Origin of the sequence: Sphingomonas sp. TX0543, assembly GCF_048565505.1 — a bacterium.
GTDB lineage: Bacteria > Pseudomonadota > Alphaproteobacteria > Sphingomonadales > Sphingomonadaceae > Sphingomonas.
This window is the reverse complement of the sequence record NZ_JBLZUS010000002.1, coordinates 2714176-2729636: the sequence shown is the minus strand read 5'-3', so window position 1 is coordinate 2729636 and position 15461 is coordinate 2714176. Positions and strand designations below refer to the sequence as shown.

The window sequence follows — 15461 nt, the reverse complement described above, 5'->3', positions numbered from 1 at the left end:
TACGATGTGCTTGATCGCGACTATTGGAAGGGCAGAGAAGCTTCGCGGTGGGGCACTGGTAAAGTCTTAGATAAACATGATCCGTATCCGAGGTTGATGCTTCAAATGTCGGCTCTCGGGAACCCCGTCTCGATGGGTGAATGACCGGGTTTAGGGCGCGAAGCGGCCTTGCCGCGGCTGCGGTGCGAAGGCACGCGTGTCACTGTGTCGCGTCGAGGATGACGGCGACCGTTTCCTCCGGCTGGTCCCACATCGGAAAATGACCGCTGTGCTCGAACCAATGCATTTGGGCAGAGGGAAAGGCAGCCTTCGCCCGGGCCGCCTGCCTCGGCAGACACAGGCGATCATGGCGACCCCAACCGATGACGATCCGGCGCGACGGGTCGGCGGCCGGCCCAAGCTGCTCGGGCCCGGTCGACAGATCGCCCACCAGATCGCCGAAAGTCTTCGTGGTGCTCAGTGTTTGCAGTTCCGTTGCCACGATTGTCGGATCAAGTGCCCACGGCCGCGCAGACAGCTGCGCCAGCAACGCTGTACGTGTCGCGGCATTTTTACTCAGCGTTGGTAAAGCCGGTCGGATTGCGCGCAGCAGCCGCCCGGAGACGCCTATGGTCGTCCTGAAGAATGTGCGTTCCCACCCGCGCCAGAAACCACCGGGATCAAGCGCGACGACGGAGCCTACGCGACCACGGCGTGCCAGTTCGAGCACGATCCGCGCTCCCATTGAACTACCGACGACGTCGATGTCGTCAAATCCACGATCCGCGATATACCGCTCCACGCTGCCGACGAGGCCGTCAAAGGTGCCGCTATCGTGTTCTGCCGGGGTGGCTCCGTGACCCGGAAGGTCAATCGCAATCACCGTCCGTTCGGCGGTGAGCGCGTCCATCACGGTACTCCACGACTGCCAGCTCCCGCCAAGACCATGGACAAGTAGGATCTTCCGGCCAGTGCCGCGTTGGACTTCGTTCATTCAATGACACTCCGATGGATCCGCACCCTGAACGAACGGAGTTTCGCTTCGGCCCCGGTTGAAGGCTCCGGAATATTCGAGCAGCGATCTCGGCCCCTGGAACCTGCGGCCCTGAGTGCGCTCGCCTTCACCGCGAATGGCAGCTTCCGGACGGCCAGCCCTTGAAGACAGACGACCGTGATTGGGGCGCGTAGCCGCCATTCCGTGCGGCAACCCTGAACTTTTCTAACGCACTCGCGTCAGTGAAACTATTGGGCGACGGCGCATAATGATTGCCCTCGGGGGACGGCTATATAGCACCAGTCGCATTCGAGAAATGTCACAGCAAGGTTGCCGTTGTGACAGTGACAGCGTGCCACAGCGCCTCAAACGGGTGTCTGGTGGGTCCGCCGGGGCTCGAACCCGGGACCTCTCGATTAAAAGTCGCTTGCTCTACCGACTGAGCTACGGACCCTCACCAGCGCCACGCCGGTTAGGGAGCGCGCGCCGCCGGGTCAACCGTGCGTGTAGCTGTCGTGCTGAAAGTCCCGTGATCGGGTCGCGCCAGCCGGGGGTCAGGCCAACCATCGGGCCGAGCACGAAAGCGCGTTCGCGCATCGACTGGTGGGGTATGACGAGACCGGGCGAAGCCCAGGCGCCGCCCGACCAGGCGACAATATCCAGATCGAGCACGCGCGCGCCCCAGCGCCTGCCGCCGCGCCGGCCGAATTCGCGCTCGATATTCTTCAGGCGCATCAGCAGCGCGGGCGGCGCTGCGTCATCCTCGATCAGCGCCACGGCATTCGCATAGGCGCGATTCGACGGACCCAGCGGCGCGCTGGTGACGATCGACGAAGCGCGCCGCGCGCCGATCGCCGCGAGTGCCGCACGCACTTCCACGCGCGGGTCGCCGTGACGACCGCGACGATTCGAGCCGAGCGCGATCAGGTAGCTTTGCGTCATGTCGCGCGAGGCTCTACCCGAAAAGGCATGGACTACGCACTATCTCCGGGGCCGATCGCCGAACCACCCAGCGATTGCCCGCGCTGCCCGCGTCTTGCTGCCCTGCGTGGAGAGTTGCGCGTGGCGCATCCGGACTGGTGGAACGCGCCGGTGCCGGTGTTCGGTGATCCCGCCGCGTGGCTCGTCGTGATCGGTCTCGCGCCCGGCAGGCAGGGCGCCAATCGCACCGGCCGGCCGTTCACCGGCGATTTCGCGGGCGACCTGTTTTACGCGACTCTTGCGAAATTCGGGCTGAGCGAGGGAGAATATGCCGGAAGCGCGGATGACGGCCTGCGCCTCAACGGCGTCGCGGTGGTGAATGCGGTGCGCTGCCTCCCGCCGGAAAACAGGCCGACGCCGGAAGAGGTGCGCGCTTGCCGCGATTTTCTGAAAGCCGCGGTGCAGGGGCTGCCCGGCGCGCGCGTGTTCGTCGCGCTGGGGCAGATCGCGCATCAATCCGGCGTGAAGCTGCTTGGCGGCAAGCTGCCAAAGGCGCGCTTCGCGCATCTGGCGGAGCATCGCATGCCAGATGGGCGTATCCTGATCGATAGCTATCACTGCTCACGCTACAACCAGAATACCGGGCGGCTCACGCCCGGGATGTTTGCCGCAATATTCGAACGCGCGCTCGCATTGCGCACCGCCGCGCCGCCGAAAGGTTAAAAAATTATTCACTGCCCCGTGCGGGTCTGCGGGGTGGGCGTCGTCAAGACCAATGCAGCGGGCAATGGGGAGCCTGCTGCGCTGGCCGGGGAGGGCGCGACGTGTTTCAGGATTTCATGCACCCGGACGAGTTCGGTGCGACGAATGTCGAGGGGGGCTTTCGGTCGCGCGGCTGGTCTGTGCTGCTGCCGTTCTTCAACGAGCGGGATCACCTGCCGGGAACGGTTGCCAGCCTGGCGCAGCAATCGGAACCGCCGTTCCTGATCCTGATCGATAATGGCAGCACCGACGGCAGTGCGGAGGTGGCCGTCGCCGCCGCCCGTCAGCACGAACTGCCCTATCTGCTGGTGCATGAACGTCGTCCGGGCAAAGTGGCGGCGCTGGCCGCTGGGCTGCCGTTCGTGGCGACGCCCTATGTCGCGACCTGCGACGCCGATACCTGGTATCCGTCGCACTACCTCGCCGCCGGGCAGGCATTGCTCGAACAGGATGGGCACGCGGCGGCGGGGGCCTATTTCGTGTCGCGCAAAGCACGCCTGGCGGAGCGCATTGCCGGCGCGTTGCAGATCAAGCTGGTCGCGCGGCTATTTCCCGGTCAATGCCATGCGGGCGGGGCGGGACAGGTGTTTCGCACGGCCGCCCTGCGGCGGGCAGGCGGCTTCGATCCGCAGCGCTGGAATCTGGTGCTGGAGGATCATGAGGTGATGCACCGGCTGCTGCCCGAGGGATCGATCGGATATGGTGCCGCGATGTGGTGCGCGCCGGCGCCGCGCAAGCGGGATCGCGCGTCGGTGCGGTGGACGGTCGCGGAGCGGCTCTGTTACCTTGCGCTGGGCGCGCGGGATGGCGACTGGTTCTTCTACGAATATCTCGCCCGCCGCCTCGCGGCCCGGCAATTGTCGAGTGACCGGCTGCGCGAGCGGCGGTTCCAGCCTGCGGCCGTCGGCTTGTCCCCGTCAGGCGCGCCCGCGACGCTTGCCCCGGTGAGGGCTGTGTCGTGACGGCGCGGCTCATTCTCTGTGCGGACGATTTCGCCTTGTCCCGCCAGATCAGCGAGACGATCGCCGAGCTCGCGCGGAACGGGCGGCTGAATGCCATCAGCTGCATGGCGGTGTGCCCCGGCTGGACGCGCGATGTCGAACTGCTGAAAGATCTGCCGCGCCATGTCCAGATCGGCCTGCATCTCACGCTGACCGGGGAGCACCCGCTGACGGACATGCCTGAGTATGTGCCCGAAGGGGGGCGGATGCCGGGCATCGACGAGCTGACCGCCGCTGCGGCGCAGGGCAATCTGCCGCTCGAGGAGATCGCGAGCGAGATCGACGTGCAGTTTCACGCGTTCATCAAGGCCATCGGCCGCGCGCCCGATTTCGTCGATGCGCACCAGCATTCGCACGTGCTGCCGGGTATTCGCCCGCTGTTCCTGGATGCGGTCAAGGAGCATGCGCCGGCGGCGTGGATACGCGATTGCGGCGATCGGGTGAGCGCGATCGCCGCGCGCCCGTATCGCGGGAAGGCGATCGGCAGCGCGTATCACGCCCGTGGCTTGCGGCGCGCGGCGGCGCGGCGCGGCATCGCGTGCAACACGAGCTTCGCGGGGCATTACGATTTCCGCAGCGACTACGAAAATCTCTTTCCCAGCTTCCTGCGCCGGCCGGGCAAGATGCATCTCATCATGTGCCACCCCGGCGCCGGTGCGCTGGCGGGGGACGACATCGCCGATGCGCGCCCGCGCGAGGCGGCGGCCTTGCACCGGATGCCGATCGCGGACATGGCTCGCGCGCATGGCCTGGAATTCGACGCATGATGCCGCGCGCGCTCCCTCGCCTTTCGAGGGCGCCTGATGGCGGAACCGAGCCTGGTTTCGGCCTTCGGGGCGCAGCGCGCGTTGCTCTTGCGGATGCTCGCCGCGCGGCTCGGCAATGCTGCCGATGCGGAAGATGCGCTGCAGGATCTTTGGGTCCGCATCGCGTCGCTTCCGGCCGGGCAGGTGGACAATCCCGTGGCCTATCTGATGCGGATGGCCGGCAATCTGGCTACCGATCGGCGGATCGCGGCGCGGCGGCGCCGGCTGCTGGAAGCGCATTGGGTGGACGCGGGGGATGCGGCGCACGATCGGCCGACACCGGAGCGCGAAGCACTTGCACGCGACCAACTGCTTCGGGCGGACGAGGTGATCGCGGCGATGCCGGAGCGGATGCGCACCGCGTATCGACTGTTCCGTATCGATCACGTGCCGCAGCGCGAGATCGCCGGGCGGCTGGGCGTTTCGCTCAGCGCGGTCGAAAAATTGCTGCAACGGGCCTATCGCCGGTTGCATGCTTTGACGGACGGAGACGGCGATGACTGACATCGACGACACGATCCTTGATGCCGCAATCGCGTGGCATATCCGGCAAACCACGATGAACGAGCGCGAGTGGAGCGATTTCGTTTCCTGGCTCGAAGCCGATCCGGCGCACGCCCGCGCCTATGACATCGTGAGCGTGGCCGATGCCGCGCGTCACTCCGTGGTCGACGAAGTGCCGATCGCGGCCAATGATGACGAGCGTTCTGGCGATCGTGCGGCGCACGGCCGCTGGCGCGGCTTCGCGCTGGCGGCGGCATCGCTTGCGGCGGTTGTTGCTGGCTTGGTCGGTGTCACGGAGCTGCGCCGCACCGGCGCCACGCCGGTGGAGGTCGCTGCGGCGCAACCGCGCTCGCTGGCGTTGCCCGATGGAACGCAGGTCGCGATGGCGGCCGGCGCGCGGATGACGGTCGGCAGCGGCCAGCGTTCAGCGTCGGTGCAGAGCGGGCGTGTTTCGTTTCGCGTGACCCACGATGCCGATCATCCGTTCACGGTGCGCGTCGGCGACTGGGAGATTCAGGATATCGGCACGGTCTTTTCGGTCGCGAAGGGTGCGCGCGGCGTGGATCTCAGCGTCAGCGAGGGTTCGGTGCTATTCGATCCGGGCAACAATCGCATCGCGCTGCATGCGGGAGAGGCGCTGACGATATTGTCGGGGCAACGGGTGGTGCGCTCGCGGATCGATTCGGATCAGGCGCGGACGGTGGTTTTCTCCGGGCAATCGATCCAGTTCGTCGCCGAAACGATCAGCCTTGTCCTAGGACGGGACATTGGCGTCGACGAGGGCATCGCGCAATCTCCGTTCACCGGGATCGTCCGGTTGACGGGGGATCCGCAGCGCTACATGGCGCATTTCGCGGAGTTAACGGGAATGCGCGTTTCTCATGACGGGAATGGGTGGATCATCGCGCCGCAAAGGGCGCCGATGCACTAGGCTTGCCATTGCGCTGGCGAGCGCGGCGATGCTCGCCCCGGTCGTTTCCGCCGCCGAAACCGTCGTTGTTCCCTCCATGGCGCTCGAAGCCGCGCTTCTGCAACTGGCGGCGCGCAGCGGCACGGAAATCGTCAGCCTCGAACCTGGATTGCGCTCGATCCGCGTGACGCCGCCGCCAGCGGGTTTGTCGGTCGAGGCCGGCCTGCGCCGGTTGCTGCGAGGCACGGGGTATCGCGCCGAGCGGGTCGGGCCGCGCAGCTTTCGCGTCGTGCGCGCGTCTCAGCGGCGGACGATGCCGCGTTCGCCGCGCGTGGTCGGGCCAGAGCCTGACGCGGTCGACGACATCATCGTCACCGCCAGCAAGCAACGCGTGCCGTTGCAGCGCTTTCCCGCATCGATAACGGCGATCGTGCCGCAGGCGTTGCCGGGAAACGGCCCCACCTCCAGCTTGACGGATACCGTGCGGTCGACGCCGGTGCTGCAGACCACCGCGCTGGGGCAGGGGCGCGACAAGATCTTCATCCGCGGCATCGCGGACAGCAGTTTCAACGGCGCGACGCAGGCCACCACCGGCTATTACCTCGACGACGTCCAAATAAATTATTCCACGCCGGAGCCGGGGTTGGCGCTCGTCGATGTCGGCTCCGTGGAAGTGATGGAGGGGCCTCAGGGCACATTGTATGGCGCGGGCGCGATCGGAGGGATAATCCGCATCGTCCCGAATGCGCCGCAACTCCGCGTTCTGCACGGTGCGGCTGCCGTCAGTGGCGCGCTTACGGTGGCGGGGCAGCCGGGCGCGGACCTGTCCGGGTTCGTCAACGTTCCGTTTGCCCACGATGCCGCTGCTATGCGGCTGGTCGCGTATCGCTCGCGCGATGGCGGCTATATCGCCGATCCCGCTCTAGGGCGGCGGGATATCAACACAACCGATCGTGTCGGGGGGCGTGCCGCGCTTCTCGTTGATGCCGGCGATGGTTGGGAGGTGGATGTCAGCGGGCTGGGACAGCGCATTTCCGCCGGTGACGCCCAATATATCGATGAGGGCGGCAGAAGGCTTGTGCGCGCCGCACGGATCGCGCAGCCGTATTGGAACAGCATCCTGCTCGGCCGGATCAGTATCCGCCGGCGCTGGGCCAGCGGCCTCGAATTCGTGTCCGTGAGCGGCATCAGCCAATATGATGCGGAAGATCATTTCGACGCGACGCCGGCCAGCTCACCGCGCAACGGAATCATCGATTACACCACATCGCGCTCCGATCTGTTGTGGACATACGAGGCGCGACTGTCTCGATCGACGGCGGCGGGGGAGTCATGGGTCGTCGGGCTTGCCGTACTGCGCAACCGTGACGCCGAGAACCGCACGCTTGGGCCGGCGGGGAATCCGACCGAGATTATCGGCGTGACGAACGTTTCGCAGAACGTATCGTTGTTCAGCGAACTGACCGAACCGCTCACGCGCACGCTTTCCGCCACGCTTGGCTTTCGCGCTACCGAGGCGCGTGTCGATGGCTATCCCTCGTTGCGACCGCGAGCGGGCGATATGGTGCGCGGGCGGCTGACCCGACGTGTCGATCCGACGCTTGCCTTGTCGTGGCGTCTGGCGCCGTCATTATCGATCTACGGCCGCTATCAATCCGGGTTCCGCACCGGCGGCCTCGCCGTGGCGCGGGGTATCGGGCGTGTCGCGGAGTTCAAGTCCGATTCCATCGGGATGGGCGAGATAGGCGTGCGCCGGTTGCGTCAGGGGGCTGCCGGTGTCGGCTTCAACGCAGCTCTTTCCTATGCGCGCTGGAGGAATATCCAGGCCGATCTGATTGATCGACGCGGCCAGCCTTACACGAGCAACATTGGCGACGCCCGCATCCTGACGGCGGAGCTGAGCGCGGATTGGGTGCCGATCACGCCGCTGCGGTTCGATTTATCGGCGCTGTACACGGTCAACCGTGTCACGGGTCCGCTCGCCTCAACCTCGCCGGCCAGCAATCAACGATTGCCGAACACCCCGCCATTCAGCGCTCACGCAGGCATAAGCTATCGCTGGGATGCTTTCGGAGGAACGATGCGGTCGTCGGCCGCGCTTGATTATATCGGGCGCTCGGTGCTTGGCACGGGCCGTTATCTGGATTTCGCGCAGGGGCGCTATGCGGTGCTCGCGGCGCGGACCGAATGGTCGCGTCGCGATCTGACCTTATGGCTGTCGGCGGACAATATCACCAATAGCAGCGGCAACCGTTTCGCTTATGGCAATGCCTTCTCGCTGGCCGCGCGGGCGCAAAGCACGCCGCTGCGCCCGGCCACGGTGATGCTGGGCATGAAGATCGAGCGCTAGCAAATTAAATCCCGCGCCAGGGTTTGGCCTTGCGCGGGATCTTGGCGCCAATCTGCGACGCAGCCCTCAGTAGACGCGCTTCTTCGGCTTGATATATTCCGCGTCGTCCGTGAGCGTGTAATCGTGCACCGGACGGTAATCGATCGTGGTCGTGCCGCCCTTGCCGCCCCAGCCCTCGAACGTGGCGGTGGTGTGCTTCATCCAGTTCGCATCGTCGCGATCCGGGAAATCCTCGTGCATGTGTGCACCCCGGCTTTCCTTGCGATTCTCCGCACCCTTGATCGTCACGACCGCCTGGCCGATGAGATTGTCGAGCTCCATCGTTTCGATGAGATCGGTATTCCAGATCAGCGAGCGATCCGTGATGCCGATATCCGCCATCCCCTTATAGATCGCGTCAATCTTCTGGACGCCTTCCGAAAGCAGCGCGGAATCGCGGAACACCGCGCAATGGCGCTGCATCGTCCGCTGCATTTCAGCGCGAATCTTCGCGGTGGCCGAGCCGCCGCTGGCGTTGCGGAAATGATCGAGACGGGTAAGCGCCTGCTCCTCCGAGCCCTTCGGCAGCGGATTATGCGAGGTGTTCGGCTTCAGCGTATCCTTGAGGCGCAGGCCGGTCGCACGACCGAACACCACCAGATCGATCAGCGAATTGGAGCCGAGCCGGTTGGCACCATGCACCGAAACGCACGCCGCCTCGCCGACCGCAAACAGGCCGGCAACCACCGCATCGGGATCGCCATCCCGAAGCTGCACGACTTCGCCGTGATAATTCGTCGGGATGCCGCCCATGTTGTAATGCACGGTCGGCGTCACCGGCAGCGGCTGGCGTGTCAGGTCGACGCCGGCGAAGATCTTGCCCGTCTCGGTGATGCCCGGCAGCCGCTCGTGCAGCACCTTCGGATCGATATGATCGAGGTGGAGGTAGATATATTCGCCGTCGGGGCCAACGCCACGCCCCTCGCGCATCTCCATCGCCATCGAGCGCGCCACGACATCGCGGCTTGCCAGATCCTTGGCGGACGGAGCATAGCGCTCCATGAAACGCTCGCCCTCCGAATTGGTGAGGTAACCACCTTCGCCGCGTGCGCCCTCGGTAATCAGCACGCCCGCGCCGTAGATGCCGGTCGGGTGGAACTGGACAAATTCCATATCCTGCAGTGCAAGGCCAGCGCGCAACGCCATGCCGTTGCCGTCACCCGTGCAGGTATGCGCCGAGGTCGCGGACTGATACACGCGGCCGCCGCCGCCGGTCGCCAGCACGACGGCGTGGCTGCGGAAACGGTGGATCGCGCCGGTTTCCATGCACATCGCGATCACGCCGCGGCATGCGCCGTTTTCCATGATGAGATCGAGCGCGAAATATTCGACGTAGAAGTCCGCGTCATACTTCAGGCTCTGCTGGTAGAGCGCGTGAAGCATGGCGTGGCCGGTGCGGTCTGCGGCGGCGCAGGTGCGCTGCACCGGCGGGCCTTCGCCCATGTTCTGCATATGGCCGCCGAACGGGCGCTGATAGATGGTGCCGTTGTCGTTGCGGCTGAACGGCACACCGGCGTGCTCCAGCTCGTAAACAGCGGCCGGCGCCTCGCGCACCATATATTCGATGGCGTCCTGGTCTCCGAGCCAGTCGGAACCCTTCACCGTATCGAACATGTGCCAGGACCAGTGATCCGGCGAGTTATTGCCGAGGCTTGCAGCGATTCCGCCCTGCGCGGCGACCGTGTGGCTGCGCGTCGGAAATACCTTGGTGATGCAGGCGGTCTTGAGGCCGCTCTCCGCGATACCCATCGTGGCGCGCAGCCCCGAACCGCCAGCGCCGACGACGACTGCGTCATAGGTGTGATCGATGATCTGATAGGCGGCAGGCATTACGCAGCAGCTCCAAAAGCGACCTTGAGGATCGAGAAGATCGCGATCCCGGCGGTGACCGCGACAAACAGGTTGAGCAGGATCATCAGCACCACGCGGCTTTCCGCATGCGCATAATCCTCGATCACCACCTGAAGCCCCAGCCGGAAATGATAGAAAACCGACGCGATCAACAGCAGCATCGGCACCGCGACCCACGCCGAGGAAAGCCAGGTACGGACGCTGGCATAGTCATAGCCTGGCAGGCGCGCGATCGATATCATCAACCACGCCATGAACAACAGGTTCGTGCCGGCGGTGATCTTCTGATGCCACCAGTGCAGCGGGCCGTGATGCGCACTGCCAAGGCCGCGGACGCGCCCGATCTCGGTTCCCGATCCCATCACTTGATCCCCAGGTAGAGCCAGAACAGCACGGTCAGCAGCGTCGAGAAAACGAACGTGAGCAGCGCGAGCAGCCGGTTCGTCTTGAGTTCGAAGGCGGCGCCGGTATCCAGCACCAGGTGGCGGATGCCGCTCATCATATGCTGGAACAGCGAAAAGGTCAGGCCGACGCCTGCAACCCAGCCGATCGGATTGAGGTGCCCGGCCGATGTCGTGAACACGCTGAGAAACGTCGCATAGGCCTGTCCCCCGGCTGCGATCGCCGCCAACCACCAGACGAGAAGCGCGGCGCCGACGGTCGCCATGCCGTCGCCCGTGACGCGATGGAGAATGGAGGCCAGCATCGCCGGGCTCCAGCGATAGTGAAGCTGGAGCGGGCCGCTGAAGAGGTGCGGGCTGCGCGGGCGCGCGGGTTTCGAGGCCAAGGGCGTGTTTCCTGCGATGAGCCGACTGTTCGCGCGGGTCTATGAGACGGCGAGCGCGGGGATGCAAGCGGGGAAGGGCCAATCGTTACTGTTTCGTCACCGGCCTAACCAGCGGTTAACCAATGGCCATTAACCCTCCGCCCTGCCTATTGGATGGAGCGTTACCTTTGCTTACGGAACTGCCCGCAGCCGGATCGATCGCCGCGACGGTGGATATCGCCGGTCGCCTCAAGGTTTTCGATGTCGACGGCACGTTGCTCAGCACCAGCCGCGATGTCTGGACGGCGATCGAGCCTGAAATCCGGCAGATTTCCGCGGCCTATTGGCACCAATGGGTGCGATGCTTCGCCGATCAGCGCTCCTGGGCGCCGGACGAAACCGAGAAGATGATCGATGTCGGCTGTGCATTTCTGCGGAGCCGCTTTCTGGACACGGCGGGGCGGTCGTGGATCGAGTCGATAGAACGCTCGGTCGCGGCGGCCTATGCGGCGGACGTATCCAAGACGGCGCTGCTCTCGATGATAAGCGCCAGCGATCGTGCGGCGCTCGATGTGCTGATGCGGCGGCTGGAGCACAGCGATCCCCGACTCGTCAGCATGGTGGATACGCTGATGCGGCTATCGGCGCTGGAAGGTGAGATCACCGTCGCGATCTACTCCGCTTATCTGGAATTCAGTGAAAAGGTGTTGCGGGACCGGCTGGCAAGCGAGTTCCACGAAGGCATTACGGCCACCGTCGAAAGCGCCACGTCCGAGGGCGGGGCGCTACGCCTGCTCGCGTCGGGTGCGTCCTCTTCGACGCGGGGCGTATTGGGCAAGGCGAGCGAGGTGGCGGCTGCCGCCGAGCAGTCGGCCGTCGCGATGCGCGAAGCGGCGCTGACTGCCGCCGGCCTGATCCGTGCGATCGAGGATGCGCGCGGCGAGGTGGAAGTCGCCGCCGAGGTTGCCAATCGCGCCAGCGCGCAGGCGGGGGCCGCCGTTGGCGTGTCGCAGATGCTGTCCGATCATGCACAGTCGATCGAATCGATCCTCGGCCTTATTCGAGATATTGCGGGGCAGACCAATCTGCTTGCGCTCAACGCCACGATCGAGGCGGCGCGCGCCGGCGATGCGGGGCGTGGCTTCGCGGTGGTGGCGCAGGAGGTGAAGAGCCTCGCCAATCAGACGGCGCGCGCCACCGACGACATCGCCGCGAAAATCGCCGCGATCCAGTCCGCCACGCGCAGCACGGTGGAAACGAATGCCAGCATCAAGGCGACCGTCGCCGAGGTGGAGGATTCGGCCAGCCGCATTCGCGGCGCGATGGAGGTGCAGGCGCAAACGGTGACCGCGATCACCGCCGCAGTCGATGAAACCGCGCTCGCGGCCGATTCGATGTCGAACACGATCGCTGCGATTCGCGAGGATACCGAGGCGGTGGCCGGCGAGATTGACGCATTCGGCGCCGGATTCGATTCGCTTTCCAGTCGGCTCGCCGTGCTGAAGGCCAGCGCGGGCGATTTCGCGCGGAAGGTGGCCATCTGACGATCCTGATCTCGGCCGTGGCCTGATCCGCCGGCCGTCGCTATGGCCGGCGGCATGATCCATATTCTCGCTACCGGCACCTCGCGCGGCATCGGCGCCGCGATAATCGATGCGCTTGACAGGCCGGATGTCCGCATCGCGGGGCAGGGCACGTCAAGCGGCATTCCGGCTGACTTCGCCGATCCCGCCGCACCCGGGCAATTGTGGGACGCGGCGCTCGCCAAGCTTGGCGCGATAGACGTGCTTATCAACAATGCCGGCGTGTTCGAGGCGAACCCGATCGATCGCGAGGATATCGAGTGGAGCGCGGCGTGGGAACGCACGATGCGCATCAACCTGACCGCGGCCGCCGAGCTTTCAAGGCGCGCGGTGCGCCACTGGCAGGCGCGCGGCACGGGCGGGCGCATCGTCAACATCGCCAGCCGCGCGGCGCATCGCGGTGACAGCCCTGCGCACTGGCATTATGCCGCCGCCAAGGCGGGGATGGTCGCCATGACCAAGACGATCGCGCGCGGCTATGCGGCGGAGGGTATCCTCGCCTTCGCGATCTGCCCCGGCTTCACGATGACTGGCATGGCCGACGAATATCTCGCCAGCCGGGGTGGTGAAAAGCTGCTCGCCGATATTCCGCTCGGCCGGGTGGCGATGCCTGAGGAAGTGGCCGAAATGGCGCGCTGGCTGGCGCTGGAGGCACCGGCATCGATGACCGGTGCGGTGCTCGACGTGAACGGAGCAAGCTATGTCCGCTGAAAGCTGGAAGGTGACGCTGCCCTGCACCCGTGCGGAGGCCGAGGCGATCGACGCCGCCGCCGATCTGGCGATCGATGCGGTGCTGATGACCACCGAAGAGGTGGAGGATGACGTTGAGCGCTGGCGGCTCGACGCCTATCTGGAGCGTGAACCCGATGCTGCCGTCCTTGCGGCGCTGGCATCACTGGTGCCGAGTGCGGCGGGCACTACACCGGCGGTGGAGGCGCTGGGCGAACAGGATTGGGTGGCGATGAGCCAGTCCGGGCTGGAACCGATCCGTGAGGGGCGGTTCGTCGTTCATACCTCGGCGCATCCGGTTGCGATTGCGGCGGGGCAGCGCGCCTTCCTGATCGATGCGGGGCAGGCTTTCGGGACCGGGCATCACAACACCACGGCGGGTTGCCTGGCGATGCTGAGCGAGCTGGCGGGCGAGCGCTTTGCCAATGTGGTCGATTTCGGCACCGGCACCGGCCTCCTCGCCTTCGCCGCGCGGGATCTGTGGCCGCAGGCGCGGGTGATGGCGACCGATATCGATCCCATCGCGATCGAGGTGACCGCCGGGAACATGGCGGTGAATACGGTGCCGGCGATTGATCTTGTGGTCGCGGATGGCGCACGAGCGGCGGAAATCGAGGCGCGCGCGCCTTATGACCTGCTGATCGCCAATATCCTTGCCGGGCCGCTCGTGGCGATGGCGCCGGAAGTCGCGGCTGTGGCGGGCCCGCGCGCCACGATCGTGCTCGCGGGGCTGCTGAACGAACAGGCGGACATGGTTGTCCGCGCTTATGAAGCGCAGGGCTGCACTTTGGCAGCGAGCGATGTGCGTGGCGACTGGACGATCCTCCGGCTTCGCGCACCGACCGAGCGGCGCGCCGCCGCTACGAGCGGTGATCGCGAGGCGTGGAAGACCGACGGCCGCTTCGGCTAGGGGTAGGAGAGAGGGGATTCGGTCCATTCGCCGATCGCCTTCTCGATCAGTGCGTTGAGCGATGCGGCGTGGCGACGCCATGCAGTTGCCGTCGCCTCGCTCCATTCCGGGCGGGCGGCATCGCCAAGCGCGTCGATCGTCATGGTGACGAAATCGGCATATTCCTGCGCCGGCAGATGCCCGTAGTTGCGGTGCTGGAAAACAAGCTCCGCGATTTGCCCCCAGACCCAGCCTTCGCCCTGGGCCAGGCCAAGCATCCACGCCAGTGTTTCGCTGGTCATCCGCACGGATGTCGCCTCGACGTGCAGGAAGATTTGGCGCCGATCGGGATAACGCGCGAAGAAACGTTCGAACAGCGCCGCGCGCATCGCCGGTTCATGCGATGCGGCGGCGGCAAGGCTGCGCTGCATCAGATCCGCGTCGCTCCGCATGGCGCCAGTCTGTCGTCGTTTACCTCATTGTCAATGACGGGCCTTGCCCTGCGCATAGGCCTGGGTGCCGCGGGTGAGCACCTCGTCCTGCGGCACGAGCGTCGCGACAGGAATGTCCGGCTGCCCCCTGATCGCTTCGTAGAGCGGCGCGAAATCGGTTTCGACCGTCACCTTCAGCAGCTCGTCGAAACTCGGAATGACGAAGTAGTTCTGCTGAAAATCGTCGATCCGATAGTCGGTGCGCATCACGCGGGTGAGATCGAAGGCGATCCGGTTTGGGGAGGGATCATCGAGCGCGAACCTGCTTTCGGCGGAGCTTGAGACGATCCCCGCGCCATAGATACGCAGCCCCTCCGGCTCCGCGATCAGCCCGAACTCGACCGTATACCAATAGAGGCGCGCGAGATATTGCAGCGAATGCAGCCCGAGCGCGCGCTGGCCGCCCTTGCCGTAAGCGACCAGGTAATCGGCAAATACCGGATCGGCGAGCATCGGCACATGGCCGAACACGTCATGAAAAACGTCCGGCTCCTGAAGATAGTCAAGCTGATCCGGCCGACGGATGAAATTACCCGCGACGAACCGGCGATTGGCCATATGATCGAAGAACACATCATCCGGCACCAGCCCCGGCACCGCCACGACCTGCCACCCGGTCAGCTTCATCAGCCGCTCGGACAGTTCCTCAAAATCCGGGATGCCGGGGCGGGACAGCCTGAGTATGTCCAGCCCACGCAGATATGCGGTGGATGCGCGCCCCGGCAACAGCTTCGCCTGCCGCGCGAACAATATGTCCCAGGTCGCATGGTCCTCGGGCGTGTAATGCGCCCAGTTCTGCGGCACCGTCCAATCGTCGGCGGCACCGGGGAGAGGGCTCTGGAGGGTCGCGTCGGCCATGCAATCACCATAGCACGGCGCGACCGGC

The 15461-nt window shown here is 65.6% G+C and carries 16 protein-coding genes and 1 tRNA gene; 9 read left to right on the top strand and 8 right to left on the bottom strand.

What is annotated here, in order from left to right; all coding sequences use genetic code 11:
• Nucleotides 1-199: 199 nt before the first annotated feature.
• The 3 genes from ACM61V_RS13740 to folK all read right to left on the bottom strand — a co-directional run bounded on the left by ACM61V_RS13740 (nt 200) and on the right by folK (nt 1915).
• Nucleotides 200-973 carry an alpha/beta fold hydrolase gene (locus tag ACM61V_RS13740; protein WP_137787674.1) on the bottom strand — a complete coding sequence of 258 codons (774 nt, stop codon included), beginning with the start codon at nt 971-973 and terminating at the stop codon, nt 200-202.
• 378 nt (nt 974-1351) lie between these two features.
• A tRNA-Lys gene (locus ACM61V_RS13735) sits at nt 1352-1427 on the bottom strand.
• The gene (gene folK / locus ACM61V_RS13730) at nt 1418-1915 is read right to left on the bottom strand and encodes a 2-amino-4-hydroxy-6-hydroxymethyldihydropteridine diphosphokinase (RefSeq protein WP_137787673.1); all 498 of its coding nucleotides are present in this window, start codon (nt 1913-1915) and stop codon (nt 1418-1420) included. The genes ACM61V_RS13735 and folK overlap by 10 nt, the downstream gene beginning before the upstream one ends.
• A gap of 27 nt (nt 1916-1942) precedes the next feature.
• Here folK and ACM61V_RS13725 point away from each other — a divergent pair, with 27 nt between their 5' ends.
• From ACM61V_RS13725 to ACM61V_RS13700, 6 genes are all read left to right on the top strand, one after another.
• Nucleotides 1943-2617 (top strand): uracil-DNA glycosylase, encoded by a 675-nt coding sequence (locus ACM61V_RS13725; RefSeq protein ID WP_137787672.1) that lies wholly within the window; start codon nt 1943-1945, stop codon nt 2615-2617.
• A 101-nt stretch (nt 2618-2718) separates the two neighbouring features.
• Complete coding sequence (locus ACM61V_RS13720; protein ID WP_249341650.1) at nt 2719-3618, top strand: glycosyltransferase family 2 protein; 900 nt, start codon at nt 2719-2721, stop codon at nt 3616-3618.
• Entirely contained in the window at nt 3615-4424 is an 810-nt protein-coding gene (locus tag ACM61V_RS13715) for a ChbG/HpnK family deacetylase (RefSeq protein WP_137787671.1), read from the top strand. Before ACM61V_RS13720 ends, ACM61V_RS13715 begins: the two co-directional genes overlap by 4 nt.
• Before the next feature lie 36 nt (nt 4425-4460).
• On the top strand, nt 4461-4967 hold the full coding sequence (locus tag ACM61V_RS13710) for an RNA polymerase sigma factor (RefSeq protein ID WP_249341648.1): 507 nt from the start codon (nt 4461-4463) through the stop codon (nt 4965-4967).
• Nucleotides 4960-5898: a FecR family protein gene (locus tag ACM61V_RS13705; protein WP_419714072.1), complete on the top strand. Its 939-nt coding sequence runs from the start codon at nt 4960-4962 to the stop codon at nt 5896-5898. Before ACM61V_RS13710 ends, ACM61V_RS13705 begins: the two co-directional genes overlap by 8 nt.
• A 28-nt stretch (nt 5899-5926) precedes the next feature.
• Nucleotides 5927-8227: a TonB-dependent receptor domain-containing protein gene (locus ACM61V_RS13700; protein ID WP_419714071.1), complete on the top strand. Its 2301-nt coding sequence runs from the start codon at nt 5927-5929 to the stop codon at nt 8225-8227.
• Nucleotides 8228-8293: 66 nt separating this feature from the next.
• Here ACM61V_RS13700 and sdhA read toward each other — a convergent pair whose 3' ends face one another.
• From sdhA to sdhC, 3 genes are read right to left on the bottom strand one after another with little or no spacing between them, the layout of a single operon-like run.
• Nucleotides 8294-10096 (bottom strand): succinate dehydrogenase flavoprotein subunit, encoded by a 1803-nt coding sequence (sdhA, locus tag ACM61V_RS13695; RefSeq protein ID WP_137787669.1) that lies wholly within the window; start codon nt 10094-10096, stop codon nt 8294-8296.
• Nucleotides 10096-10479 (bottom strand): succinate dehydrogenase, hydrophobic membrane anchor protein, encoded by a 384-nt coding sequence (sdhD, locus tag ACM61V_RS13690; protein ID WP_137787668.1) that lies wholly within the window; start codon nt 10477-10479, stop codon nt 10096-10098. Before sdhD ends, sdhA begins: the two co-directional genes overlap by 1 nt.
• A complete protein-coding gene (gene sdhC, locus ACM61V_RS13685) occupies nt 10479-10904 on the bottom strand; it encodes a succinate dehydrogenase, cytochrome b556 subunit (RefSeq protein WP_249341645.1) in 426 nt (141 codons plus the stop codon). Before sdhC ends, sdhD begins: the two co-directional genes overlap by 1 nt.
• Nucleotides 10905-11071: 167 nt before the next feature.
• Here sdhC and ACM61V_RS13680 point away from each other — a divergent pair, with 167 nt between their 5' ends.
• From ACM61V_RS13680 to ACM61V_RS13670, 3 genes are read left to right on the top strand one after another with little or no spacing between them, the layout of a single operon-like run.
• Nucleotides 11072-12427: a methyl-accepting chemotaxis protein gene (locus ACM61V_RS13680; RefSeq protein ID WP_249341644.1), complete on the top strand. Its 1356-nt coding sequence runs from the start codon at nt 11072-11074 to the stop codon at nt 12425-12427.
• Nucleotides 12428-12481: 54 nt separating this feature from the next.
• A complete protein-coding gene (locus ACM61V_RS13675; RefSeq protein WP_137787666.1) occupies nt 12482-13177 on the top strand; it encodes an SDR family NAD(P)-dependent oxidoreductase in 696 nt (231 codons plus the stop codon).
• Complete coding sequence (locus ACM61V_RS13670; RefSeq protein WP_137787665.1) at nt 13167-14105, top strand: 50S ribosomal protein L11 methyltransferase; 939 nt, start codon at nt 13167-13169, stop codon at nt 14103-14105. Before ACM61V_RS13675 ends, ACM61V_RS13670 begins: the two co-directional genes overlap by 11 nt.
• Here the strand turns inward: ACM61V_RS13670 and ACM61V_RS13665 are convergent.
• Nucleotides 14102-14536: a globin gene (locus ACM61V_RS13665; RefSeq protein WP_137787664.1), complete on the bottom strand. Its 435-nt coding sequence runs from the start codon at nt 14534-14536 to the stop codon at nt 14102-14104. The genes ACM61V_RS13670 and ACM61V_RS13665 overlap by 4 nt on opposite strands.
• Before the next feature lie 30 nt (nt 14537-14566).
• Nucleotides 14567-15433, bottom strand: a complete 867-nt coding sequence (gene phhA, locus ACM61V_RS13660) for a phenylalanine 4-monooxygenase (RefSeq protein WP_419714070.1) — start codon at nt 15431-15433, stop codon at nt 14567-14569.
• Nucleotides 15434-15461 lie beyond the last annotated feature (28 nt).